This window comes from Leptospira andrefontaineae (assembly GCF_004770105.1).
Classification (GTDB): Bacteria; Spirochaetota; Leptospiria; order Leptospirales; family Leptospiraceae; genus Leptospira_B; species Leptospira_B andrefontaineae.
The window spans coordinates 276437-300982 of record NZ_RQEY01000001.1 but is presented as its reverse complement, the minus strand read 5'-3'; the positions used below and the strand labels follow the sequence as shown (position 1 = coordinate 300982).

General features: G+C 40.8%; 24 protein-coding genes. 18 read left to right on the top strand and 6 right to left on the bottom strand.

The genetic code is table 11. The features are described 5' to 3' along the window. Positions 1 to 6 precede the first annotated feature (6 nt). Positions 7 to 456, bottom strand: a complete 450-nt coding sequence (locus EHO65_RS01440; protein WP_135772451.1) for an SRPBCC domain-containing protein — start codon at positions 454 to 456, stop codon at positions 7 to 9. A gap of 66 nt (positions 457 to 522) precedes the next feature. On the opposite strand from EHO65_RS01440, the gene EHO65_RS01435 reads away from it, so the two are divergent. The 4 genes from EHO65_RS01435 (at position 523) to EHO65_RS01420 (ending at position 7554) form a co-directional block, all read left to right on the top strand. After that, positions 523 to 2607 (top strand): 7TM diverse intracellular signaling domain-containing protein, encoded by a 2085-nt coding sequence (locus EHO65_RS01435; RefSeq protein WP_135772450.1) that lies wholly within the window; start codon positions 523 to 525, stop codon positions 2605 to 2607. 49 nt (positions 2608 to 2656) lie between these two features. After that, positions 2657 to 4795: a 7TM diverse intracellular signaling domain-containing protein gene (locus EHO65_RS01430; RefSeq protein ID WP_135772449.1), complete on the top strand. Its 2139-nt coding sequence runs from the start codon at positions 2657 to 2659 to the stop codon at positions 4793 to 4795. Between the two features lie 152 nt (positions 4796 to 4947). Further along, on the top strand, positions 4948 to 5388 hold the full coding sequence (locus EHO65_RS01425) for a DUF1761 domain-containing protein (protein ID WP_135772448.1): 441 nt from the start codon (positions 4948 to 4950) through the stop codon (positions 5386 to 5388). A 111-nt stretch (positions 5389 to 5499) separates the two neighbouring features. Beyond that, complete coding sequence (locus EHO65_RS01420) at positions 5500 to 7554, top strand: sensor histidine kinase (protein ID WP_135772447.1); 2055 nt, start codon at positions 5500 to 5502, stop codon at positions 7552 to 7554. On the opposite strand, the gene EHO65_RS01415 is transcribed toward EHO65_RS01420, so the two are convergent. From EHO65_RS01415 to EHO65_RS01405, 3 genes are all read right to left on the bottom strand, one after another. Continuing rightward, positions 7546 to 8961 (bottom strand): di-heme oxidoreductase family protein, encoded by a 1416-nt coding sequence (locus EHO65_RS01415; protein WP_425269315.1) that lies wholly within the window; start codon positions 8959 to 8961, stop codon positions 7546 to 7548. The two genes, EHO65_RS01420 and EHO65_RS01415, sit on opposite strands and share 9 nt — an antisense overlap. 53 nt (positions 8962 to 9014) lie before the next feature. After that, complete coding sequence (locus tag EHO65_RS01410; protein ID WP_135772446.1) at positions 9015 to 10502, bottom strand: RCC1 domain-containing protein; 1488 nt, start codon at positions 10500 to 10502, stop codon at positions 9015 to 9017. A 126-nt stretch (positions 10503 to 10628) separates the two neighbouring features. Further along, the gene (locus EHO65_RS01405; protein WP_135772445.1) at positions 10629 to 11216 is read right to left on the bottom strand and encodes a YdeI/OmpD-associated family protein; all 588 of its coding nucleotides are present in this window, start codon (positions 11214 to 11216) and stop codon (positions 10629 to 10631) included. Positions 11217 to 11284: 68 nt separating this feature from the next. On the opposite strand from EHO65_RS01405, the gene EHO65_RS01400 reads away from it, so the two are divergent. After that, complete coding sequence (locus tag EHO65_RS01400) at positions 11285 to 12304, top strand: MBL fold metallo-hydrolase (RefSeq protein ID WP_135772444.1); 1020 nt, start codon at positions 11285 to 11287, stop codon at positions 12302 to 12304. Positions 12305 to 12338: 34 nt separating this feature from the next. Further along, positions 12339 to 13388, top strand: coding sequence for a questin oxidase family protein (locus EHO65_RS01395; protein ID WP_135772443.1), 1050 nt, complete (start codon positions 12339 to 12341; stop codon positions 13386 to 13388). On the opposite strand, the gene EHO65_RS01390 is transcribed toward EHO65_RS01395, so the two are convergent. Both EHO65_RS01390 and EHO65_RS01385 read right to left on the bottom strand, forming a co-directional pair. Next, positions 13385 to 13984, bottom strand: coding sequence for an alpha-ketoglutarate-dependent dioxygenase AlkB family protein (locus EHO65_RS01390; RefSeq protein WP_135772442.1), 600 nt, complete (start codon positions 13982 to 13984; stop codon positions 13385 to 13387). The genes EHO65_RS01395 and EHO65_RS01390 overlap by 4 nt on opposite strands. 49 nt (positions 13985 to 14033) lie before the next feature. Then, positions 14034 to 14894 (bottom strand): bifunctional helix-turn-helix domain-containing protein/methylated-DNA--[protein]-cysteine S-methyltransferase, encoded by an 861-nt coding sequence (locus EHO65_RS01385; protein WP_135772441.1) that lies wholly within the window; start codon positions 14892 to 14894, stop codon positions 14034 to 14036. A 187-nt stretch (positions 14895 to 15081) separates the two neighbouring features. Between EHO65_RS01385 and EHO65_RS01380 the strand changes: the two genes are divergently transcribed. From EHO65_RS01380 to rpsC, 12 genes are all read left to right on the top strand, one after another. Continuing rightward, complete coding sequence (locus tag EHO65_RS01380; RefSeq protein WP_135772440.1) at positions 15082 to 15747, top strand: TetR/AcrR family transcriptional regulator; 666 nt, start codon at positions 15082 to 15084, stop codon at positions 15745 to 15747. Between the two features lies 1 nt (position 15748). Continuing rightward, positions 15749 to 17047, top strand: a complete 1299-nt coding sequence (locus EHO65_RS01375; RefSeq protein ID WP_135772439.1) for a glycoside hydrolase family 1 protein — start codon at positions 15749 to 15751, stop codon at positions 17045 to 17047. Between the two features lie 289 nt (positions 17048 to 17336). Then, the gene (locus tag EHO65_RS01370) at positions 17337 to 19211 is read left to right on the top strand and encodes an elongation factor G-like protein (protein WP_135772438.1); all 1875 of its coding nucleotides are present in this window, start codon (positions 17337 to 17339) and stop codon (positions 19209 to 19211) included. A 51-nt stretch (positions 19212 to 19262) separates the two neighbouring features. Then, positions 19263 to 20468 carry an elongation factor Tu gene (tuf, locus tag EHO65_RS01365; RefSeq protein ID WP_100710919.1) on the top strand — a complete coding sequence of 402 codons (1206 nt, stop codon included), beginning with the start codon at positions 19263 to 19265 and terminating at the stop codon, positions 20466 to 20468. 10 nt (positions 20469 to 20478) lie between these two features. Then, positions 20479 to 20787 carry a 30S ribosomal protein S10 gene (gene rpsJ / locus EHO65_RS01360; protein WP_008593919.1) on the top strand — a complete coding sequence of 103 codons (309 nt, stop codon included), beginning with the start codon at positions 20479 to 20481 and terminating at the stop codon, positions 20785 to 20787. Positions 20788 to 20798: 11 nt separating this feature from the next. Then, complete coding sequence (rplC, locus tag EHO65_RS01355; RefSeq protein WP_135772437.1) at positions 20799 to 21419, top strand: 50S ribosomal protein L3; 621 nt, start codon at positions 20799 to 20801, stop codon at positions 21417 to 21419. 15 nt (positions 21420 to 21434) lie between these two features. Further along, positions 21435 to 22070, top strand: a complete 636-nt coding sequence (rplD, locus tag EHO65_RS01350) for a 50S ribosomal protein L4 (protein WP_135772436.1) — start codon at positions 21435 to 21437, stop codon at positions 22068 to 22070. Then, on the top strand, positions 22067 to 22375 hold the full coding sequence (locus tag EHO65_RS01345) for a 50S ribosomal protein L23 (RefSeq protein WP_086448201.1): 309 nt from the start codon (positions 22067 to 22069) through the stop codon (positions 22373 to 22375). Before rplD ends, EHO65_RS01345 begins: the two co-directional genes overlap by 4 nt. 3 nt (positions 22376 to 22378) lie before the next feature. Continuing rightward, entirely contained in the window at positions 22379 to 23218 is an 840-nt protein-coding gene (gene rplB, locus EHO65_RS01340) for a 50S ribosomal protein L2 (RefSeq protein ID WP_135772435.1), read from the top strand. A 2-nt stretch (positions 23219 to 23220) separates the two neighbouring features. After that, positions 23221 to 23502, top strand: a complete 282-nt coding sequence (gene rpsS, locus EHO65_RS01335) for a 30S ribosomal protein S19 (RefSeq protein ID WP_024863921.1) — start codon at positions 23221 to 23223, stop codon at positions 23500 to 23502. Next, the gene (gene rplV, locus EHO65_RS01330; protein ID WP_086448203.1) at positions 23502 to 23834 is read left to right on the top strand and encodes a 50S ribosomal protein L22; all 333 of its coding nucleotides are present in this window, start codon (positions 23502 to 23504) and stop codon (positions 23832 to 23834) included. Before rpsS ends, rplV begins: the two co-directional genes overlap by 1 nt. A gap of 11 nt (positions 23835 to 23845) precedes the next feature. Beyond that, positions 23846 to 24523 carry a 30S ribosomal protein S3 gene (gene rpsC / locus EHO65_RS01325; protein ID WP_086448204.1) on the top strand — a complete coding sequence of 226 codons (678 nt, stop codon included), beginning with the start codon at positions 23846 to 23848 and terminating at the stop codon, positions 24521 to 24523. Positions 24524 to 24546: the final 23 nt, after the last annotated feature.

Here is a 24546-nt window from a genome sequence, read left to right as displayed (position 1 = left end):
GCAAGATTAGAAATTATCTTCGCTTAACTCTTTTAATTTTTGATTCATTTTTATATGTGAATTACGTACTGCAGTTTGGATATGTGAACTAAATACATTAGGCATAATCCCCGTTAAGATCGCAGTATGACTGAATTTGGTACGACCTGGTGTGATCTTTTCAAAAGTGAAACGATGATCTCCGGCAAACATGTATTTGAAAAAGAGCGGAAAGGCACCTTTCCAAGATATGGATTTAGAATTGGTGAGTTCGTATATCAACGCCTTGGTGGGTAGATACACTCCCGTAAAATAATAATCGAAAACAATAATCGTCCCGTCTTGCACCGGTTTGCCGAGAATCCTTTTTAAAAAAGGATTCCAAGAAGGAAACTTGGAGAAGTCGGTGAAAATGCCCCAAATTTTTTCAGGGGATGCCTGGATTTCTATCGAGGTGACGATTGTTTGAGGATTCATTCGTCACATATCTGATGTTCTATCTGAAAAATGTCCATCTAATAAATGTTTAAAATTTGGTAATTTATGAATTGTAAAAGTTTTATTCTCTATATCATTTTCGCAGCGTTATTCGCAGGCTCATCTTTATCTGCAGAAGATAAGATCCACGTTAGTAAAGATATTGAACGATTACCTCTGGGTAAGTCCGTTTACTATCTTGAAGATCCTGAAAAAAAATTAACGTTCGAGGACATTTCCAGTCCTGAAACAAGATCTAAATTCATTAAATCTGATAAAGATTCATTAGATTTTGGACAATTAAATTATAATTATTGGTTTCGATTAACATTCGAAAATGATACTCCCGAATCCGTTTCTAAACTTGTGGAGATCAATTATAGTAATATAGATATTGCACAATTTTATAAACCGAATTCGGACGGCACTTATTCTAAGGAAGAGAGCGGGATGCTTTTTCCTTTCTCTGCCAGAAGTTTTAAGAATAGGAACTTCGTTTATCAGATCGAGTTAGACCCGGGACAACAAAAGACTTATTATCTAATGACATGGACTAGCGGTGGTTTGAATATTCCGCTCACACTTTGGGACAAGGAAACATTCTCCCAATACAACGCGGACGTTCAACACGGTTTAGGTTTATATTATGGGGTTATGATCGTAATGATCCTCTATAATATTTTCATCTTCTTCTCAGTAAGAGACGTGAGTTATTTTTACTATGTATGTTATATTCTTGGATTTTTAGGAATTCAGTTGGTCCTTACCGGCCATGGATTCCAATATTTATGGCCTGCATTTCCTTTTTTACAAAGAAATTTTTATGTAGTGTTCACCGGAATTTGTATGGCCTCGGTTCTTTTATTCACAAAAAGGTTTTTGAATACAAGGGAGAATGTTCCTAGATGGCTGGATAAATCCATGAAGGTGCTGGTTGTTGCCCATGGTTTCATCATGTTGACTCCTTTGGTTTTACCTCCTGAGATTACAGTAAAATTAGCTTTGGTTCTGACTCTCCCGGTTTTGATTTTTATTCCTACCGCTACAGTGATCAGCTTTATGAAGAAGTTCCGTCCTGCGCGTTATTTTCTTTTGGCATTCACAGTTCTCACTGTTTCCGGCACAGTTGTGGTACTTCGTTTTATTAATGTATTGGGTTCTACCTTCTTAACTGAATACGGATTATATTTGGGTTCTACTATGGAGGTAATTCTTCTCTCCATCGCTTTGGCGGATCGTATCAATATTATGAAGAAGGAAAAAGAAGAAGCTCAGGCAAAAACATTGGAGATGCAAAAGATCCTCACGGAATCGTATGCTAGATTTGTTCCGAAAGACTTTTTGGCTAATTTAGGGAAGGACTCCATTCTGGATGTGAGACTTGGAGATCAGATCCAAAAAGAAATGGCTGTGCTATTCAGCGATATTCGTTCTTTCACTACATTATCGGAACAGATGACTCCTGCTGAAAATTTCAACTTCATTAATTCTTATTTAAGCAGGATGAGCCCTATTATCCAAAGACATAATGGATTTATCGATAAATTTATCGGAGATGCTATTATGGCGTTATTTCAAAGAAACGTAATAGATGCAGTTTCCGCCGGCGTAGAAATGCAGAGATATTTGAAAGAATATAATGAACATAGAAATCGCCAAGGTTATATTCCTATTCAGATTGGAGTAGGAATACATTCAGGTTCTTTGATGCTCGGAACGATCGGAGCGGAGGAAAGATTAGAAGGTACGGTGATTTCAGATACAGTCAACCTTGCTTCTAGGATAGAAAGTCTCACTAAAGTATATGGTTCCAGGATTGCAGTCAGTGAAAGTACAATCGAAGAGGTTAAAAAAGACGGCAAATTCCATTTCCGCTTTTTAGACAGAGTAAAAGTGAAAGGTAAACAAAAGCCTGTTTCCGTTTATGAAGTGTTTGATGGAGACGAACCTCAATATCAGGATCTGAAACTCAAAACCAAAGAACCCTACGAAAAAGGTGTGAAGGCATTTTACTCCAACTCATTCGAGGAAGCCAAACATCAGTTTGAGAATGTTATCTCCATATTCCCGGATGATAAGGCCACTCAACTTTACTTAAAACGTTTGTACCCTGTAACTCATGAACGTAAATTAGAAGAAGTGGAAGAATAGCCGCTGCCGAACGGCATCCGGTTATGATAAATCATCCGCCATTGGGATCATGAAAAGGCTATTTTATTCTTTCCTAAAGAAGGGAGGAGTAAAATATTCCTACAAACGTATTCCAATGTACCTATTCAGGGTTTTAGTTCTAATTTTATGTTTTTGGGCCTCGTCTTTGTTTTCAGAGGAGGCCATTCCTTTATCTGCTCAAATAGAACGTAAAAGAATTAGTACTGAGGTCTACTTTTTAGAAGATTCTAATAAGGGTCTAGGAATAGAGAAGGTCTCTTCGAGAGAATATTCAGGAAAATTCAAAAAATCGGATATGGATCCGTTGAACTTCGGACAGACTAACTTCGATTATTGGATCAGGATTACCCTTAAAAACTCAGAAAAGACACAGATCCGAAAAATTTTAGAAATAGATTATACGAATATAGATCGAGTAGACTTCTTTGCGGAGGATAGTTCCGGCAAACAGGAGTTAGTCAATTCGAGTGGGATGGCCTTTCCGTATCCAGTTCGGAAAGTAAATCATAGAAATTTTATCTATACATTAGATTTCCAACCGGAACAAACCCGTACTTTTTATCTGAAACTAAACACAAGCGGGGGTTTGGTTTTTCCTCTGATCGTATGGAGTCCTGAGACATTCTATCATCATAATGCGGATATTAATTTAGGCCTTGGATTGTATTACGGGATCATGTGTGTGATGATCCTTTATCATTTATTGATATTCTTATCTACTCGAGATATCAGTTACTTGTTCTTTGTTACCAATATTTTTGGATTTTTCGGGATACAGTTGGTACTAACCGGACATGGATTCCAATATCTTTGGTCTGAACATCCGGATCTGCAGAGGAATTTGTACGTAGTCTTTACCGGAGTATGTATGTCTTCCTTGGTGTTATTCGCGCAAAAGTTTTTGAATACGGAAGAGAATATAAATCGTTATCTGAATTATTCCCTCCATTTCACTTGGGTAGTCCATGCTCTTCTAATATTTTTTCCTTTGTTTTTACCTCCTGAATTTACGGTAAAAGTAAGTCTAGCTCTTAGTATTCTTGCTCCTTCTTTAGTTTTGATCGCAGCTTCCATTTGTTTTTTTAAAAATTACAGACCTGCTAGATACTTCTTATTGGCATTCAGCTTCTTGTGTATTTCAGGAATGTTTGTAGTTTTAAAATTTGCGAATCTTGTAGGAGTTTCCAATTGGGCAGATGATGGATTGTACATCGGTTCTTCCATGTCTGCATTGATATTCTCATTTGCGTTGGCAGATAAGATCAATATTCTCAAAAAAGAAAAAGAAGATGCGCAGCGTAAGATTTTTGAAGCACAGAAAGAAAATCTGGAAATGCAGAAAACTTTGAATGATTCTTTGGAAACCTTGGTGATCGAAAGAACCAAAACGATAGAAGAACAAAAACTTGATATAGAAGCAAAGGCAAAATTGATCGAAAAGGATCTTGCAATTGCGGGGAAGATCCAATTTTCTCTACTTCCTTCCATTCTTCCGAAGGCGCATAATGTAAGAATTGCATTCAGATGTATTCCTATGTTGCATGTGGGGGGAGATTTCGTAGATCTAATCTCTGATCGTACCGGCAGGGCGCTCGGAATATTTATTTGTGATGTTACCGGACATGGAACAGGAGCCGCGATGGTGGCTGCCATGGTAAAGATGGCTCTTGCGGATTGGTCCGACTATTTAAGCGATCCTGGATACATGCTTGCAAAAATGAGAGCCCAACTTATGGGAAAACTAAATGGGAATTTTGTGACTGCTACCATGATTACATTTTATCCTGAGTCAGGAAGGATATTGATCGCAAACGCAGGGCATCCGGAAGCAATACTGATCCGTAAATCTAATGGAAAACATGAGACTTATCGTCCTTCAGGAATTGCGATCAACGAGTTCTTATCTACTCCAAATTACCAGACCTTAAAGACTGAATTGACTAAGGGCGATAAACTCATTCTGTACACCGATGGTCTTCCGGAAGCTAGATCCAGAGAAGGGGACTTTTACGGTGACGATAGATTTTTAGATCTTCTCAAAAACTTTTCAGAATTAGAGCCTGAACTTTTTTGTAACTCAGTGATCGGGAAGATCCAACATTTCACTCAAGAAGAACAAAGTTCTCATGACGACATGGCTATGGTTGTCTTAGAATATTTAGGTTAATCATTCCCTATATTTTTCGTAAGGGACGCTATAGAAGAATCCGTTTCCAATCTGAAAAATCATAACTATAGTCTCTTTCTTAGATCGGTTTCGAAATTACTTGACCGACTCATAAATTCTGTTAAAAAGCACGGGCTGAAATAGGAGATTTTATGTTACCGGTAATACCGTTAAATTATTTAGCAATTTTGGTTGGAGTTCTTGTAAATGTAGTGATCGGATTTCTTTGGTTCGGTCCGATCTTCGGTAAGGTTTGGGCAAAAGAGATGGGTTACGAAAATATGGAACCCGATACTAAGGCTATGATGAGATCCATGGGTCTCATGATCATCGGTTCTTTTCTAACAGCGTACGTTTTAGCCCATAGTTTATTTGTTTGGAAACCTTCTTCTTGGAATCTTCCCGGAGATGGACCTGCTTGGATGTATGGAGCTTATGCTGCATTTTATACTTGGCTAGGTTTCTATTTGCCCCAACTTTTAGGTTCCGTAGCTTGGGAATCTAGATCGTGGAGATTGTTTTTTATCAATGCAGGGTATACATTGGTTTCTTTGGCATCTATCGGTCTCATCCTCGCTGTTTGGCCTGCTTAGTAAAAAGATCCGCATTCCTAATTTACAAAAAAGGGATTCCAAATCGGAATCCCTTTTTATATCCTAAGCTAAAATCAGAAATTTCTTTCCGAAGGATATCCGGAAGTTCTCTTGAAAAGTAAGCATAACGTATTAATTTTTATTCCTTCATTGATTGGGGCTTTAGTTCTACTCGGCTGGCTATTGGGTATTGAGATCTTAAAACGACCTAGGGAATCTATGGTTGCAATGAATCCGATGTCAGCACTTTCTTTTGTATTAATCGGATTCGCGCTTTATCTCAACTTAAATCGGTCGGATTCAAATACATCAAGAAGTGTTGTTCGTCTGATCGCGTTATTTGTTCTTTTGATAGGCCTTACTAAGTTATATTCTATCATTAGCGGTTTTGACCTTGGAATGGATAAGTTCCTTTTTTCGGATAAGATCGCAAAAGACATTATAAAAGGTATTCCGAACAGAATGGCTCCAAATGCCGCATTTGATTTTGTGGTACTTGGCTCTGCCGTTTTCTTAAGCTCGTTCCGAAAGGAAGTTTTAAGTTCTATCTCCAATTATTTATGTATTTTGGTACTTTTGATCGGACTTTTTTCCGTGATCGGTTACGTGTATCAAGTCCAGGAATTTTACGGGATTCTTTCCTATATTCCTATGGCAATCCATACTGCCATTAGTTTTATTTTCTGTTCTTTTGCTCTTCTTTTGATCAATGGGAACGCCGGATTTATGAAGGTGTTCACTAGCAAAAGTTCCGGCGGGATATTAGCACGGGTTTTAATTCCCTTTCTGATCATCGTCCCCGTTTTGTTCGGTTATCTTCGTATCTATCTGAATAGATTGAATCCTGTTAGTTTGGAATTGGGAGTAGGGTTCTTGATGACAGGGATCATACTGACCTTTTTTATTCTAGTTTGGTTTGTCGCTACCCAATTAGAAAAATCGGATATAGCGAGAACAGATGCGGAAAGAAAACTTTCAGAATTGAATCACGAATTGGAGAAGTTAGTCAGCTCCAAAACGATGGACTTATTTAAAAGTGAGAATAGATTCAGGACAATTCTGGAACAATTCCCCTATCCTGTATTGACCTATGACCCGCAAGGAGTTTGTACCGGAACAAATTTCGCTTGGGAAGAGATGTGGACTACAAGAAGGGACGTATTAGTCGATTATAATATATTAAAAGACCCGCAGATCAAGGAAGCCGGGTTTTTTCCTTATGTAGAAAAAGCATTCGGTGGAGAACCTGCAATTTCTGAACCTTTTCCATATGATCCTAAATTGATTGGAAGTTCTGGACGAAATCGTTGGCTACAGATGGTGCTTTATCCCATTAAAAACACCGCAGGCAATATCTTAGAGGTAATCGTAGTTCACCAGGATATCACCTCAAGTAAAGAGGCCGAGAATGAGATTCGCCTATTGAATAATGATTTGGAAGAAAGAGTAAGAGTTCGCACTGAACAATTGGTCTTTGCAAACAAAGAATTGGAATCCTTTTCCTATTCAATCTCCCACGATTTAAGGGCGCCTATCCGAGGGATCAGCGGTTTTACTCAAATCTTGATGGAAGATTACGGGGTGAATTTTGACGCAGAAGGAAAAAGGATTATAGGCAAAATTATAGAAAATGCCAAGCAGATGGGACATCTGGTGGATGATCTTTTGGAATTTTCCAGATTAGGAAGAACTGAACTTGCCGAAAGAGAGATTTCAATGAAGGAATTGGCTAGTACGGTATATAAAGAATTAATAAACTTGGATCCAGGTAGGGAGATCCGTTTCGAAATACAGGACATTCCGAATGTAAGAGCAGACCAACCTGCGGTACGTCAACTTTGGGTGAATTTGATCTCGAATGCTATTAAATATACTAAAAAATCAGAATCGCCTATCATTCAAATCGGTTCGGAGGAATCCGAAGAAGGAACCGTTTTCTATATCAAAGATAATGGTGCTGGTTTCAATATGCAATACTATCATAAACTATTTGGGGTTTTCCAACGATTACATTCCAATTCTGAATTTGAAGGAACAGGAGTAGGTCTCGCTATAGTAAAAAGGATCGCGTCCCGACATGGAGGAAAAGTTTGGGCGGAATCCAAAGAAGGAGAGGGCGCAACCTTCTTCTTTACTTTGCCTGGGCAAGATCCTAAATTAAAGTGACTCTAAAAATTTGACTAATTGGACTCTTTGAGAAGAAGAAAGTCCCAATACGTACTGTTTGCTTCTTTCTGCTTCTCCTCCATGCCAGAGAACCGCTTCCATAAAACTTTCCGCTCTTCCATCATGCAATAATTGTAATGTTTCGTTTACCTTAGAAACCAAACCGATTCCCCATAGAGGAGGAGTTCTCCATTCTCTTCCGGAAGCTAAATGATCCGGTCTTCCGTCTTTAAGACCTTCTCCCATATCATGCAATAAAAGATCAGTATAAGGCCGGATAGTTTGTCCCGATATTTCAGGAGCACCGGAAATATTACCAGTTACTAATTTAGAAATATGGCAAGAATGACAGCCTGCTTGGAAAAAAATACGTTTGCCTGCGATAATCTCGGAAGAAGAAGGTGATCTTCTTGCTGGGACAGCGATCAGCCTCATATATTTTACCATCATATCTATTTTAGTGGGATTCAACTCTGGTAAGGTTCCGTGAGGAGAAGAATCACATGCACTCTGCCCGGGAGTGCAGTTCTTGAAAGGAAAAAGCGGGCTTGTCACTCCAATATCTTCTAAAAATGCACGAGAACCTTGTTGTTTTAAGTTGGGTTCATTCGCTTTCCAGCCGAATCTTCCTATTTTGTTTGTTCCCGTTGCAATGTCCGGAACCAAATTGACTCTTCCTGAAATTCCGTCCAAATTGGAATCATACTCATCTTGTAATGATAATAATGTTTCGTCTGGGATTGCTTCCAATAATCCCATTCCGATCACCTTGGAAGTATTTCTAAGTGAATATATTTCTCCATCTGAAACTAATGGTCCGTAATTCAGATCCGAAAATTCTACTTTAGGCTTTCTTAATGTATAAGAAGTTCCATCTTGAAAAACCCCATTGACTTGGGTATAAGAAACGGATGCCTTCCCCTCCGCCGGGACACCGCCGATTGAAAATGGTTGGAATTGGCCTCCATAATTTGGATCGTTACTGAGCCTTACTAATGCAGTGAACATTGTCTCAGTCGGTCCGGATGGTACTTTTCCGATCCCATTTCCTATATGGCATGCCAAACAGGAATTTGCATTGAATAATGGCCCAAGCCCTCTCCTGTCTATTTGGCCGGAGCTGGAATTTTCCCAAGGAACTTCGAAGACTGATTGTCCTACAGTAAAATCTGAAATTTTATCCAAAGGAAGGCCTGGTGCAAATTGTAAATAAGCCCTCGAAGTAAAATCGTAAGAGGTCATATCTTTACCTCCGGATAATTCTTCTCCTTCTTCGTATTCCCAGGACCCTATTTGATCTCCAGAAACGGAGACCAATGGATATATCTCCGAGAATCCGCAGGCTAAATCTTGGGGATTACAGTTCTCATTTCCGAAAATTTGTTTTCCGAATTCGGAACATCCTATTAGAAAAACAGAAAATAATAATAGGGCGCTTTTTATATGGAATTCCACTTATCTTACGGAAATGTTAAAGCAACAGGAGTTTTGGCAGCCCAGGAATCTTGTAGATCAGGTCTTCCTAAAGAACCTCTAAAGTTCCAGCCCCAACCATAAACAGAGTGATCCGGCAATAACACAAAACCATGAAGTGCACCTATCCCTAAGCTGGATCCTTTTGCAATTCCGACCACGCTTAAGTTGGGTTCAGTGACTTTAGTTGCAGCATCTGGGTTTCCTAAATTGCCTTGTCCATTTTCTCCCCAGCCTTGGATACTTCCGTCGGAGAGCAGGGCAAAACTTTGGGTTCCGCCCGCGAATACTCGGATCGCATTTGTTATATTATTTACTTGTAATGGAGAATTTTTAGGGCTGTCTTGATTTCCGATCCCCAATTGACCGCTTGCATTTAATCCCCAAGCGAAAACTGTTCCGTCACTTTTTAATGCAAGAATATGATCTCTTCCGTTTGCGATATGTTTTATACCGGTAAGCCCAGGAACCTTTGTCGGAGTCGAGGAGATAGCTGTCGAAGTGGACGTAGTTCCGTTTCCTAAATTTCCGTACTGATTCCTTCCCCAAACATATACATCTCCGTTCGAATCTAAAGCGGCAGAATGTTGAGAGCCCGCAATTACCTGGATAATATTCGTAAGCCCAACTACGAGCACAGGATTAGAAGAGACTGTTGTGGATGTAATAGCCGGATCCGCATTCCCTAATTGACCCACATTATTTTGTCCAAACGCAACTACTGTTCCATCAGACTTTAGAATGACTGCATGATTGAAACCGAACGCTCCCATCACTGCGTCAGAGATACCAGGCACTTCAGTGGGAGGTGTTTGCGCGGCAGGATTTCCTGCGGTTCCCACCGCAAGTTCAGTTGTGTTTCCGAGCCCTAGTTGCCCTTGCGCGTTTGCTCCCCAGGTATACACTTTTCCATCATCTTTGATCGCTAATGAATTGTTTTGGTTAAATGAAATGCTTACGATGCCGGAGATAGAAGTAAGTTTTACTATATTCGGATTACTTGTATCTCCTTCTGAAAATCCCGTTCCGAGTTGGCCTTTATTATTTCTGCCACAGGTATAAACGGATCCATCTATTATAAATCCTGAATGTGATCCGCCCGCTGTTAGTTTGTTTCCAAAGTAGAAGGAAACGGATTTTTCTAGTACGTTACCTTCTTCATTTGTTAATACAACTTTGAGAGTGTTTTGTCCTCTTTTTGGTTTGAGGCTCGCAATTTGGAATTCAGCGGTTTCGCTTTCTAATTGTGTTTCCTTAGTTTCGTTCAGGAAAACTTCGTAAGTCCCTGAGCTTGCGCTTGTGATTCCCAGGTCGAATTGGTAGACGGACAGAACGTCTCCTTCTGAAGGGGAACTGATCTCAAAATTGGGGCTACTCGTGGAGGCAGTTCCGCCTAAAAGCGCCATCGGTGATTTGGAAGAAGGATTGGAACAGGTCCATAGAAATAAAAGAAGTAAGGGTAATAGGCGTTTCATGGCATTCTAACTAGATAATGAATCTAAGTCTCATTATCAAAAATACCAAAATCGAAAGAATCCCCTTTTGGTCAATCGATTAAAAACGGGAATTTTCTAACGAAAATTAGGAAGACGGGCAGAAGGTTAGGTTTTGGATTCCTTCTTCTTCCATGTGACTGCATCTATCCTCTTTTGGGATTGAGAGTCCGAGACGAGGATGTCCAACCTCTTTATTCTAGTTTCTTCCTTTTTCGGACTGATTACCCACCAAATGGCGGTTCGTTGGTAATAAGGAGCCTGGTTGCTAAAGAATTCCCAAGCCTTTGCATTTTCCTGGAATTGTCTTTTATATGTAGAAGGTAGTTTTATCTTCTTCTGTTCGAATGAATATTGAGCGGTTTTCTTTTTTTCAGAATGGAAGGCTTGCAAACCGGATTCTTGGACTAAACCTTCCTGGATCAACTCTTGGATACGTTTAATATTAACCTTACTCCAAATACTTCCGACTTTTCTCGGAGTAAAACGGGCAGAATAACTTTCTTCGTCTATATTCTTTCTGATCCCATCTATCCAACCGAAACATAAAGCTTGGTCTACCGCTTCTCCATAAAGAATTCCTTTTTTAGAGGCTTTTATTTTATAAAAGCCTAGAAGAAGTTCTGTTTCTTTTTTATAATTTTTGGAAAGCCAGGAACGAAATTCCTTTCCGGTCTTAAAGAACTTTGGTATCATTAGGAATTTCTACTTGGCAGAAGTTTAAAGTCTATATAACTTTATGAAAGTTATTTTCGGTAGGTAGTATGAACATAAGAGGTGCCAAGTCCCGTTTTTTTAGTATTTTGACCGCGGTCTTATTATTGCAGAACTGCCTGACTTCTTCTGCAAATATCCAGGACTATAAGGAACATTTTATAGGAAACGATCCTAGAGATCTTTCCTCCGAGATCCCAAAGGGGAAAGTAAGAGCGGTATTTTTAGGAACAAGCTCCATTCTATTGGATGATGGGGAGACTCAGATCTTAACAGACGGATTTTTTTCCAGGCCTTCTCTATTTAAAACTATGTTCTCGAAAATTGCCTCCGATGAGCAGGAAATAAAATACGTTATGCTTCTTGCAGGCATTAAACGTTTAAAAGGAATTTTCGTCTGCCATTCTCATTACGATCATTCTATGGATTCTCCTTTTATCGCGAAGGAGACCGGAGCAAAATTATACGGTTCTATATCTACGATCCAGGTTGGTAAAGGGGGAGGGGTTCCAGAAGGACAATTGGGATTGTTCCAGCCTGGCAAAAAGATCCAGATCGGTAAATTTAAGATCACCGTACTAAATTCAAAACATACTCCTCCTTTTAAAATTTTAGGAAAAACGAATGCTGCAGATCCGAATAGGCCTGATCTAACCGAAACATTGTCTCAACCTGCTAAGGCAGAAGATTATATCGAAGGTGGAACCTATGACTTCTTAGTAGAACATGGGAAAAATTCCATTTTAATTAAAGGTAGTACGAATTATATTGAGAATGCTTGGGACGGTTTAAAGGCGGACGTTCTATTCTTAGGAATTGCGATGCTCGGCAAACAAGAAGAAGGATTCAAGGCCAAATATTACGAAGAAACTGTGACTAAAACTTCGCCTAAGATGGTAATTCCGGTGCATTGGGATAATTTTTTTAAACCTTTGACTGAACCTTTGGAGCCTAATTTAAGTTTGGGGGACGATGTGAAAACTGGAATGGAATTTATGATACAAAAAACTTCTCAGGACGGGATCCAATTTAAGATCCTGAGAAGTTTTGAGAGTATTCTATTATTTTAATATACTGGTTCTTAAGGATCGAGGTGACTATTCTATGGAAGAAGAGGATACGATGGAAAAAGTTTTAGAATATTTGGAACCTTACGGCCCGGATCTCAAAAATGGATTAAGCAATCATGCTCCTATGGCTTGCGAAGCATTGATTGCAATGGGCAAAAGAGAAAGTATTTTTCCATGGCTGGAAAGATACGGAAATCAGTTCTTAGAAAAAAAGAAACCTAGAAACAAAATTTATAGCGGTGACTGGAAAGACTTCTTAGGAATACCGGATACATATCCCGAATGGGAAAACTTTTTTAATGCTGAGTTGGAAGAAGGTCCTTGGCAGAAAACTATTTCCGAATGGGCAGTCAAACTTGCTCCTGGGATATGCGCAGATGCAACTCATGGAGTGATCCGCACTGGGCATGCGGTGAGAAGTTTGACTCGGAAAGAATCAAGACGCAGGAGGAGGGAGCTTGCTTCCGGATTAGCAGTTTGGGCTTCGGCTTATTTGGAATTACCCACTTCCTTTGATTCTTTATTAGGTCTGGAGCCGGAAGATGCCATTCAGAAAGTGGATTTTGTTCCGGAAGAATCCAAAAATTTTGAAGGCACAATTGTTTCTTCTCTGCAAGGATTGGGGGACTATGATCTTTTTTCTCCAGTGATCGGTTATCTTAACGTTTCAAATCAACCCGAAGAGGTTATCTCAGGTTTATCGGAAGGATTTTCGAGAGTAGTGCTTAATAATGTAGAGGATAATTTGTCCGCTATCGTTTTTATTCATTCTGTAACAAGTGTTTCCGCTCTTAGGAGTATATTACCTTTTCTGAATGAGTATGAAAAGAAGTCTTTGCTCAGATATTCCTGGCAATCTGGTGCGGCATTATTTTCCGCATTCGGTAAGAAGATGAATCTGGAACTTCCTGAAAGGTTGGAAAATGAATCCAGAGAAGAAATGATAGCAAGAGCAATAGAACATGGGGACGAGCATGCGATCAAATTTACGGAAGTTTGTTTGAAAGAATTTGAATTTAATCCTTCCCCGGCATATTATGCGGCGGCCCGTTTGGCTAGAAAGTTTTTGGAACCTTTATCTTAGTAAAGCATTGTTCTAAAGGTCAGATTTACTCTCGGCCGTTTAATCAATTTGGTAGTAGGGAGCCTATGTTGCCAGGATTCTTGGGCTCCTTTCATGACCAATAGACTTCCATGTTCCAATATTAAAGAAATCTGTTCTTTTGTGGATTTATGTTTGAAACAAAATTTTCTTTCTGCCCCAAAAGATAAAGAAGCAATGGTGGAATTTTTTCCTAATGCTTTTTCATCATCGCTATGCCAGGCCATTCCTTCTTCTCCATTATTATATAAATTAAGTAAGCAGGAATTAAACTTGGATCCGATCAATTCTTCCGTTAAAATTTTGAGTTCAGAAAGTTCTTTGGTCCAAGGTAATGCTTTCTTCGTCGTGTTTGAATATGTGTATTCATAATTAGAATCTCCAAACCAAGCCACTTTTCTTTTAGTAATGATATGTTTCCCGTAAATAATCGCCTCGTCATTTTTCCATGGGATATCCTCGAGTAGGATTTTTAGTAGATTGTCTGAAGTATTACTCGCAAGGATCGTTCCGTAGTAAGTAACTGTCCCGTCATAAGGAAGTAAATTTCTTTGCCTTTCCGATTCAAATAGTTCCATGTTTCCAAACTTTATATTTTTCTTTTAAACAATGTCCACATGGCCGGACTCACAGGTCATTCCTATTGACTAGGTCCGTTTTAGCGGCTTCCCAGCCGATCATTGCAACTTTACGGGAATCTCCCCAATGATATTCTCCGAATTCTCCGGAAGAGCGGATCACTCTATGACAAGGGATCAGAAATGCCACCGGATTATTTCCGATTGCAGTTCCTATGGCTCTAGTCGCCTTAGGATTTCCCATTTGTTCTCCGATCTGTCCGTAGGTGGAAAGTTTTCCCATAGGAATTCTTAAAAGAGTTTCCCATACCTTGAGTTGGAAGTCTGTACCTTTAAGGTGCAATTTTATATTACCGAGTTTACTCCAATCATGAGTAAATATGAATAAAGCATTTTGCTGGATCATATCCACTGTTTGGTTATAGGTTGCGTTCGGAAAGATTGACTTTAGTTCTTGGAATACCTTCTTCTCATTTTCAAAAAAAGAAATATAACAAATTCCTTTTGGAGTGGAAGCCACAAGTAATTTGCCAAAAGGACATTCCGCATAACTATAGTTAATCGATAGATCCTTTCCCCCGTTTTTATATTCGCCTGGAGTCATTCCTTCTATATTCACAAATAGATCGTGCAATCTACCTGTTCCGGAAAGTCCCGAGTCTAAGGCAGTGTCTAACAAGGAAGACCCATTCTCTTTTAATAAACCTTTTGCATATTCCAAAGTAGTGTATTGCAAAAACTTCTTTGGACTTACTCCTGCCCAATCAGTGAACATTCTCTGGAAATGATGAGGGCTTAGTTTTAATTTGCCTGCTACATCTTCCAAGCTTGGCTGCCTTTTGAAATTTTTGCGAAGATAGAAGATCGCATCTGCAATCCTATCGAAGTCTGTATTTTGTTGTCCTTTCATGCTTTTGGAGTATAGATAAGAAAGAGCTAACTCGAAACCCGATACTTGCTATTTGTGCCAGAAATTCCAACTATTTAAAAAGACCTTCTTCTTTACTGATTTGAGTAAAACAAGGCTTGACGATCCGGCATTTCCGATCCATTTTTAGACAAATGTCACAATATGTGACATTTTAAAAAGAGGGGATATGGGAACAAGGGAACAAACCAGAGAACTTGTCATAGAAGCCGCAGAATCCTTGTTTTTGGCCAAAGGACTCCTGGAAGTTTCCATGGAAGATATCGCAGCCAAAGCCTCTTGCACCAGACGAAATTTATATCGATACTTTGATACCAAAGAAGCACTAACGGTAGCCGTACTTCGTAAACTCATTGAGCCTTGGAATACGTTTCAGGAAGAAACGTTTCGTTTACTTAGAGGTTCAGGTTTAACGGGCAAACAAGAGCTTTCTTCTTTTCTGGAAACCCTGACTAGATATTTAGAAATCCATAAAGACTTAATTAGGTTTTCTGCAGAGTTCGATTTTTTATTCCGAGATCGTAGCTCTTTTCAGTTGGATCTTTCTTCCGAAAGGACGATGTATGCTGAGTTTCAAGTAACAGAAAAACTTATTTTACAGATTTTGGAAAGAGGAGAAGCAGATGGAAGTCTTAGGCTTCCGTCTCCGCCTTCTATCATAGTTCCGACAATTACTACCGTACTTTGGGCGCTCGGCCAAAGAGTCGCACTTCGTGAAAATCTGATCCGTATAGAATTCGGAATCGATGGCATGACCATCATTCAAAACCAGATAGACCTTGTCATACTAGCGCTCACACCAACAAAAGAACCGGAAATAAAAGAGGAGAATTAAAATGAAGAATAGTTTCGAACTTCCAAAGGAATTTTTATTAGGCTCTGCAACTGCAGCAACTCAGATAGAAGGAGGGGATACCAATAATAATTGGTATGCATGGTCTCTTGCAGGAAAAGTTGGCAATGGAGAATCTTCCATCACAGGAGCGGATCATTATCGTAGATATGTAGAAGATATAGAACTTCTTTCTCAACTTCACCAAGAATGTTATCGGATGAGTATTGAATGGAGTCGTATAGAACCTAAACAAGGAGAATGGTCTACTGTAGGAGTAGAACATTATCGTGACGAGTTCCAAAGACTTATCAAAGCGGGGATTAAACCACTTGTAACTCTTCACCATTTTTCTTGCCCGCAATGGTATCAGGAAAAAGGAGGTTGGCTTTCCAAGGACGCAGTAGAGGATTTCATGCGATTCGTGGACTTCTCCGTTAAAAGTTTTGGAGATTTGGTTTCAGAATGGTGCACGATCAACGAGCCGAATGTATTCGCAAACGATAGTTATATGGATGGAAAATATCCTCCGGGAAGTCACGGTGATATTGCGGCTTACATGAAGGTTACTAAAAACCTGATACTTGTACATCTCAAATCATATAAACTCATTCATAAGATACGCAAAGAGCTTGGTTTCAAGGGAGAAACAAAGGTAGGTTTTGCACATCATCTTGCGATATTCGAACCTTTCAATTCCCATCCTCTTGCTAAGCTTGGTTGTTTCTTAAGCGATTATCTATTTCACGAGATTCATATGAAAGGTTTTATAGAAGGTAAACTTTGTTTTCCTGTAGGCTTTGGCTATCCGGAAGGGAAGGGGATCTTTTGCGATTTTATAGGGATCAATTATTATTCCAGACACCTATTCAAGGCCAGCTATAATCCGGGTAATCTATTCGCTACTCCTTTGGTGGATCCGAGTATTTCTGAATCGGAGAAGAATGATCTAGGTTGGGAAATTTATCCGGAAGGCATCCACAAAGTTTGTCATCGAGCTTGGGACAAATACAAACTTCCTATCTATATCACGGAGAATGGAATTCCGGATGAGAAAGATGAGAAGAGAGAAAAATATATCATAGACCATCTATATCAGATCAAACTTCTTTTGGATGAAGGTGTCAAAGTTGAAAGATATTATCATTGGTCCTTTCTGGATAATTTAGAATGGAACGATGGATACGGTCCTCGTTTCGGTTTAGTAGAAGTGGATTATGCTACTATGAAAAGAAAACCACGCTTAAGTGCACTTCGTTACGCGGAGATCTGCCGCACTAAGAAGATCCAGTTTCGGGGATAAGTTTCGCACAGGGAACACTGAGAAGCACGGAGATTTAGAAAAGATAAATTTTAGATCCTGCTTCTTACGCAGTTATATCTTTTGATTTTGGCAGATTTTTAAATTTTCACACGAAGGCGCTAAGAAAAGAAGATCTTGGATTAGTTAGCTAAAAGTTCTTTTCCACTTTGCGGCTTTGTGTGAGAAAGCCCTCCGTGCCCTTTGTGAGCTCCGTGCGAACCCAAACTCTTTGAGAATTGACTTAGAGTCTCGCAAAAGAGCGAATGGATTTCATAAGCGGTCTTCTTTCATGTCAGTACCATTCTTAAATCCAGGAATATTCGCACATATTGATGCGGGCAAAACCACGCTATTAGAAAGGATCTTGTTCGAGACCGGCAAAATTTCTGCGCCGGGGAGAATTGAAGAAGGTACCACAGAATCCGATTATCTTCCGGAAGAGATAGAAAGAGGAATTTCTATCCAGTCCACTGTGGCTCGGATCCCTTATCCAAATCCGGAAAAGCCTCGGGTCATTCTTCAATTCGTGGACAATCCTGGTCATTTGGATTTTCAATCCCAGGCCAATGCTTCTTTGTTAGTTTCCGATTTCGGCCTGGTTCTTATAGATTCTTTCGAAGGATTAAAATCCCAGACCTTCCAGAATGTGGAAGCACTTAGAAAGGCCGGGAAACCAATATTATTTTTTCTAAATAAACTAGATCGTCCCGGTGCGGATATTCTTTCTCCATTGGTGGATCTGGAAGTTGCACTTGGCAAAGAGCCAATCCTCCTATTTAAAGAAGATGGAACCATTCCTGTATTAAAGGGGGAAGGAGGGGAGTCGGAGTTCCTACCATTAATTGAATGGGATCACGGACTCTCTGAAGAATATCTCAAGGACCATGACCTTCTTCCTAAGCTTGCGATCCAGGGTTTGGTGAAAGGATTTTGGGAGGGGAAAATTTTTCCAGTGCTCGGAGGTTCTGCTCTCCAAGGACTTGGAGTTAAGGAATTACTCTCTATTTTGGAAATTCTCTCCCAAGGAAAGCCGTCCCAGTCTTCTCCCAAGGAGCAAGCAGGGGTTGCGTTTAAGAGAGAGATCCATCCTGAACTTGGAAAACTTCTTCATTTTCAAACACTGGCACCACTAAAGGTCGGAGACTTCTTCCTCCATGGAGAAACAAAACATAAGATAGAGAACTTATACCAAATTTCCGCAAGGGACTATGAAGAAGTTTCTGTAGGAGAAGTTGGAGAACTTCTCGCAACTACTTCACTCTTAGATTGGATTCCGGGAGAAATTCTTTCGAGACATAATATAGAAAACAAAACTCTACTCTCTCCAATCCGAAAACAATTTCAGATCTTGATAGAACCGGAAAAAGAAGAAGATCGACAGGAACTTTGGGATCGTTTGCAAGACCTGGCCTGGTTGGATGAAGCCGTAAGTGTAGATATTCTCTCCGAAACAGGGCAATTTCGTTTATCAGGCACAGGAGAGTTACATTTAGAGATCTCTCTTTCACGTTTGAAAGAGTCTTTTTCGAAAAGCTTTCAAACAAGTGGAATCAAGGTTGCAAGATTTGCTCTATGGAAAAATTTGGTTCAAAAGGTCGCATTTCAGCATACCGCGTTCGATCAAAAGATCTCGAGCGGTCAGGTGCTCGCGTCCTTGGAAAGTTCTCACAACTTTTCTAAGGGAGTGCGGTTTAATGTTCAGCTAGCTGATCCAATCAAAGAGGCGATAACATCCGCGTTTACGGAAGTCACCGCCCGGGGAATAGACGGAGAAGAAGTTCTCGGTCTACAAATGATTGTCGAGGGTTACGAGTCTCCAAGTGAGACAAAGTCTTTCGATCTTTCTTCCCTGATCAAAGTAGCTGTCATCAAAGGTTTAAAGGACATAATTCCGAATCATTCGGTTTTCATTGGTCCCCTTTCCGAGTTAGAGATTCTTACACCGAATCAATATCTCGGAGATATATTGGCCAGTTTGGCTAAGAGGGACGCGAAGATTCGTAAGGTCACTGAGTTGACCGAAGGGCGTCATTTGATCCATGCAAGCGCTTCTACGCAAAACTTGCTTGGCTTTAGCGGTGTCCTTAGAAATATGGCACAGGGAAGGGGCGTCCTATCTTTGGACACCCTTTTCGACTTTGATAACCATTCTGTATTGTTTTAACAAACAAGTCTGTATTCAGATTTGTTAATAAAGTAAGGAGTTAAAAACGCTATGGCTAAGGAGAAATTCGACAGGTCCAAACCACACTTAAACGTTGGTACAATCGGACACGTTGACCATGGAAAAACCACGCTAACGGCAGCAATCACCACTACGCTTGCAAAAGTATTGGGTGGAAAAAACAAAGCCGTAGCGTACGACCAAATCGATAACGCACCTGAGGAAAAAGCTCGTGGTATCACCATCGCTACTTCTCACCAAGAGTATGAGACTGCGAACCGCCACTATGCACACGTAGACTGCCCAGGTCACGCTGACTATGTTAAAAACATGATCACCGGTGCTGCTCAGATGGACGCTGCGATCCTAGTTGTATCTGCAACTGACGGACCAATGCCTCAAACGAAAGAGCATATCCTGCTCGCTCGTCAGGTAGGCGTTCCTTACATCATCGTATTCATCAACAAAGCTGACATGCTTGCTGCTGATGAGCGCGAAGAGATGATCCAAATGGTTGAGATGGACGTTCGTGACTTGTTAAACAAGTACAGCTTCCCTGGTGATGACACCCCAATCATCTACGGATCAGCTCTTAAGGCTCTTGAAGGCGACGAGTCTGAGTTAGGAGCTCCTTCTGTTGTTAAATTAATGGAAGCTCTGGACACTTACGTTCCAAACCCTAAACGTATTGTTGATAAACCTTTCCTAATGCCAGTAGAGGACGTATTCTCTATCACTGGTCGTGGAACTGTTGCAACTGGAAGAGTAGAGCAAGGAACTTTGAAAATCAACGACGAAGTTGAAATCGTTGGTGTTCGTCCTACTACCAAAACAGTTGTTACTGGTATCGAGATGTTCCGTAAACTTTTAGATTCCGCAGAAGCTGGAGACAATATCGGTGCTCTTCTTCGTGGAACTAAAAAAGAAGACATCGAAAGAGGGCAGGTTCTTGCTAAGCCAGGATCAATCACTCCTCACAAAAAATTCAACGCGGAAGTTTACGTTCTTACTAAGGACGAAGGTGGACGTCACACTCCATTTTTCAATAACTACCGTCCACAGTTCTATTTCAGAACTACTGACATCACTGGCGTTTGTAACCTGCCTAACGGTATGGAAATGGTAATGCCTGGTGACAACGTTACGATGAGCATCGAGTTGATCCACCCGATCGCTATGGACAAAGGTCTTAAATTCGCGATTCGCGAAGGTGGAAAGACTATCGGTTCTGGCGTAGTGGCTGAGATCACCGAGTAAGAGAAAGGAAATGGCTGGCCAAAAGATCAGAGTAAAGCTTAAAGCTTTCGATCATAAGTTGATCGACCAATCAACTTACGAGATCGTTGCGACTGCCAAAAGGACCGGAGCTACTGTCTCCGGTCCGATTCCTCTTCCAACGAAGAAGGAAATATACACAGTCCTCCGTTCTCCACACGTAAATAAAAAATCAAGAGAGCAGTTTGAGATGAAAACTCACAAAAGGCTCATAGACATTCTGGACACCAATGAAGACACAGTTGAGGCTTTAATGAAGCTACAACTCCCTGCAGGTGTTTCAGTGGATATTAAATCCTAAGGGAAGAAGAAATGGCAAAGGGATTAATCGGTAAAAAGATAGGGATGTCCCAAATCTTCGACGAGCAAGGAAACATGATTCCTGTAACCGTCTTAGAGGTAGGTCCCTGCGCAGTTTCCCAAGTCAAGTCCGCAGCTACGGACGGTTACGACGCGATACAATTAGCTTTTCAGGATGATAAAGAAAAACACCTGACCAAAAGCGAGATAAAGCATTTGGCAAAAGCTGGACTAACTCCTAAGAGAGTGTTGAAGGAATTCCGCAATTTCGGCGAAGAGCCGGCTGCAGGCGCTGAGTTAAAAGCTCAAGATGTGTTTGCTGTTGCGGACATTGTAAAAGTTACAGGAACCAGCAAAGGTAAAGGTTTCCAAGGTGTTATCAAAAGATACGGACACCATGGTGGACCAGGAGCTCACGGTTCTCGTTTTCATAGACATCCAGGATCCATGGGATCCAACACCACTCCAGGTAGAGTATTCAAAGGTCGTAAATTACCGGGCCGTATGGGTTTTGATACAAAGACTGTATTGAACCTGAAAGTGGTTCGTATTCACGAAGCAGAAAATTTGGTTTTTGTAAGCGGATCCGTTCCGGGACCTGCAAACTCCATCATCACTATTGAGAAGATATAAAGACCGCGGTTAGTCATGAAAGCACAGAAGTACTCAAAAGAAGGAAAACTGCTCTCGGAAATCGAACTTCCTGCAGCGTTGTTCGAATCCAAATATAGCAGTGGCGCGATTTACGACGCCATCAAAGCGGAGAATGCTAACCTTCGCTCCGGGAATCATCATACCAAAACCCGCTCGGAAGTTTCCGGGGGTGGTAAAAAGCCTTGGTCCCAAAAGGGAACTGGTAGAGCTCGTCAAGGTTCTATCCGTGCTCCTCACTGGGTGGGCGGTGGTACTGTTCACGGACCTCGCAAGAGAGATTATTCTTATAACGTTTCTCCAAAAGTAAAACGTAGAGCGGTTCTTTCCGTTTTGAATAAGAAAGCTCAAGACGCGGTCATTAAAGTAGTAGAAGATCTGGATCCGAAAGAATTCAGCACTAAAGCATTCTCTACTTTATTCAGCAATATCGGATTAAAGAACACCGGAGTGATCGGATTCTTAGTAGGTGGAGAGAACGACTTCCTTAAAAAGTCAGTTCGTAATATCCCTACCGTAAAATACATCAACTCCAAACGTATCGCGGTTCGTGACATTCTTTATAATAGAAATCTTGTAATCACCGAAGGTGCTTTGGGAGAAATTCTCAAACATTACGGAGAAGGAAAATGAATCTTAACGAAGTGATCTTATCTCCGATCATCACTGAGAAGTCCCAAGATCTTGAGACTATCGGTGAGAAAGCCGGTAAAAGAACCGTAAAATACACTGTGGAAATCCATCCTAGAGCAAACAAAACTCTAGTGAAGGAAGCTTTCCGCAAAATTTACAACGTAGTACCTTCTTCCGTAAACATCCAAGTGTATCGCGGAAAGATAAAAAGATTCCGTCATCTACCTGCTCCTAAAGCTCATTGGAAAAAAGCAATCGTGACTTTCCAAGACGGAGCGAGCATCGACTTCGGAAAGGAAGCATAAGAAATGGGAATTAAAAAGTTTAAACCCGTTACTGCCGCCAGCCGTTTTAAATCAGTATTAACCTTCGAGGAAATTACTGAAACAGAACCGTATCGCCCTTTAACGATCAGCTTAAATTATAAAGCAGGTCGTGGAGAAGGTGGTAAAATTGCGGTTCGTAGAAAAGGCGGAAGAGTAAAACGCAAATATCGTATCATCGACTTCAAACGTCGCAAAGTAGGGATTACCGCTACAGTTAAAACTGTAGAATATGATCCGTATCGTTCGGCGTTTATTTCTCTCGTTAGTTACTCTGACGGAGAATACGCTTATATCCTAAATGCTGAAGGCATGAAAGTTGGAGACAAAGTTTCCAACGGAGAAGGCGCAGAAATTAAAATTGGAAACGCACTTCCACTCGGAAAAATTCCTCCAGGCACTAACGTGCATAACGTGGAATTGAAAATCGGAAGAGGCGGGCAGATCGCAAGAACTGCAGGATCCTTCGCTACTATCGCAGGTAGAGACGGAGAATACGTTCTTCTGAAACTTCCAAGCTCCGAAGTTCGTAAAGTTCACCAGAACTGCTACGCTACTGTTGGAATTTGCAGCAATAGAGATCATAACCTTGTTTCCATCGGTAAAGCCGGTAGAAACAGATGGTTGGGAAAACGTCCTAAGGTTAGAGGGGTTGTAATGAACCCGGTTGATCACCCACATGGTGGTGGTGAGGGACGTACTTCCGGAGGACGTCACCCAGTGACTCCTTGGGGTATTCCAACCAAAGGATACAAAACTCGTCGTAGGGCTAAACCTTCTGACAAGTTCATTATCCAGAAGAGAAAGGGAAATAGGAGCAGGTAATCATCATGAGATCTTCTAAAAAAGGTCCGTTCATCGACAGTCACCTCATGAGCAAGGTGATCAAGCTGAACTCTGAAAACCAAAAGAAACCGTTTAAGACCTGGTCTCGTAGAAGTACGATTTTCCCGGACATGATCGGTCACACCATCATGGTTCATAACGGAAACAAATTTATCCCTGTTTTCATCAATGATAACATGGTAGGACACAAGTTGGGAGAATTCGCTCCAACTCGTACTTATCGTGGTCATGGAAACACCGATAAAAAGGCGGCTAAGAAATAATGGAAGCCGTAGCAATCGCAAGATTTATTAGAATGTCCCCTCGCAAACTTCGTCTTGTTGCGGATGAGATCCGTGGATACGAAGTTGCTGAAGCTCTGGATATTCTTAAATATACTAATAAGAGAGCGATCGAGCCTATCTTCAAACTTATCAAATCCGCTTCTGCAAACGCAGTTGTGAAAAGTGATAATGCTGATCCAGGCAAGATGTTCATTAAAAAGATCCTGGTGGACGAAGGCCCGATTCTTAAACGCTTCCGTCCTCGCGCTCGTGGTAGAGCTGCAAGGATCCGTAAGAGAACCAGCCACGTTACTGTGGTAATCTCGGATTAATAGGGGAAATCATGGGACAGAAAGTTAACCCAATCGGACTTCGTATCGGAATTACCCGCGGATGGGATTCTATTTGGTTCTCGCAAGCCGACTACAAAAAGAACCTGCACGAAGATATTAGAATTCGTAGATTTATCCAAGGCCGCTTTAAAGAAGCAGGCGTTGTAAAAGTTGTTGTGGAGCGTTTCCCTGAGAAGATCAACGTTAACCTTCACACTGCTAAACCGGGTGTGGTAATCGGTAAAAACGGAGCGAATATCGAAGCCGTTAAAAAAGTCCTTAAGACTATGACCGAAAAACCTCTTAATCTTAACATTATCGAAGTTAAGAAGCCTGAGACTATCGCACAATGTATCGCTGAGTCTATCGCGATCCAAATCCAAGAGCGTCAACCGTTCCGTCGCGTGATGAAACAAGAACTTCGTCGTGCGATGAGAGGTGGAGTAGAAGGAATTAAGATCCTTATCTCCGGACGTTTGAACGGAGCGGACATGGCTCGTCGCGAAGGTTATCGTGAAGGAAGAATTCCTCTTCATACCCTTAGAGCGAAAATCGATCTAGGATTCCGTGAGGCAAGCACCACTTTCGGACAAATCGGAGTGAAAGTTTGGACTTACACTGGAGACTTCATCAACAGTAAAGAAGAGTCCGAAGAAGATAAATACGCCGTTAAAAGAAGGACCAACTGATCGTCTCTGATGATCCAAAGGTA

Bases quoted from the DNA above. Each gene is read 5' to 3' on its own strand.
- EHO65_RS01395 (WP_135772443.1), top strand. From the start codon at position 12,339: ATGGAAGAAGAGGATACGATGGAAAAAGTTTTAGAATATTTGGAACCT.
- EHO65_RS01380 (WP_135772440.1), top strand. From the start codon at position 15,082: ATGGGAACAAGGGAACAAACCAGAGAACTTGTCATAGAAGCCGCAGAA.
- EHO65_RS01385 (WP_135772441.1), bottom strand. From the start codon at position 14,894: ATGAAAGGACAACAAAATACAGACTTCGATAGGATTGCAGATGCGATC.
- rplC (WP_135772437.1), top strand. From the start codon at position 20,799: ATGGCAAAGGGATTAATCGGTAAAAAGATAGGGATGTCCCAAATCTTC.
- EHO65_RS01375 (WP_135772439.1), top strand. From the start codon at position 15,749: ATGAAGAATAGTTTCGAACTTCCAAAGGAATTTTTATTAGGCTCTGCA.
- tuf (WP_100710919.1), top strand. From the start codon at position 19,263: ATGGCTAAGGAGAAATTCGACAGGTCCAAACCACACTTAAACGTTGGT.
- EHO65_RS01440 (WP_135772451.1), bottom strand. From the start codon at position 456: ATGAATCCTCAAACAATCGTCACCTCGATAGAAATCCAGGCATCCCCT.
- EHO65_RS01370 (WP_135772438.1), top strand. From the start codon at position 17,337: ATGTCAGTACCATTCTTAAATCCAGGAATATTCGCACATATTGATGCG.
- rplD (WP_135772436.1), top strand. From the start codon at position 21,435: ATGAAAGCACAGAAGTACTCAAAAGAAGGAAAACTGCTCTCGGAAATC.
- rpsJ (WP_008593919.1), top strand. From the start codon at position 20,479: ATGGCTGGCCAAAAGATCAGAGTAAAGCTTAAAGCTTTCGATCATAAG.
- rplB (WP_135772435.1), top strand. From the start codon at position 22,379: ATGGGAATTAAAAAGTTTAAACCCGTTACTGCCGCCAGCCGTTTTAAA.
- rplV (WP_086448203.1), top strand. From the start codon at position 23,502: ATGGAAGCCGTAGCAATCGCAAGATTTATTAGAATGTCCCCTCGCAAA.
- EHO65_RS01430 (WP_135772449.1), top strand. From the start codon at position 2,657: ATGAAAAGGCTATTTTATTCTTTCCTAAAGAAGGGAGGAGTAAAATAT.
- EHO65_RS01410 (WP_135772446.1), bottom strand. From the start codon at position 10,502: ATGAAACGCCTATTACCCTTACTTCTTTTATTTCTATGGACCTGTTCC.
- EHO65_RS01390 (WP_135772442.1), bottom strand. From the start codon at position 13,984: ATGGAACTATTTGAATCGGAAAGGCAAAGAAATTTACTTCCTTATGAC.
- EHO65_RS01345 (WP_086448201.1), top strand. From the start codon at position 22,067: ATGAATCTTAACGAAGTGATCTTATCTCCGATCATCACTGAGAAGTCC.
- EHO65_RS01435 (WP_135772450.1), top strand. From the start codon at position 523: ATGAATTGTAAAAGTTTTATTCTCTATATCATTTTCGCAGCGTTATTC.
- EHO65_RS01400 (WP_135772444.1), top strand. From the start codon at position 11,285: ATGAACATAAGAGGTGCCAAGTCCCGTTTTTTTAGTATTTTGACCGCG.
- EHO65_RS01425 (WP_135772448.1), top strand. From the start codon at position 4,948: ATGTTACCGGTAATACCGTTAAATTATTTAGCAATTTTGGTTGGAGTT.
- rpsC (WP_086448204.1), top strand. From the start codon at position 23,846: ATGGGACAGAAAGTTAACCCAATCGGACTTCGTATCGGAATTACCCGC.
- EHO65_RS01405 (WP_135772445.1), bottom strand. From the start codon at position 11,216: ATGATACCAAAGTTCTTTAAGACCGGAAAGGAATTTCGTTCCTGGCTT.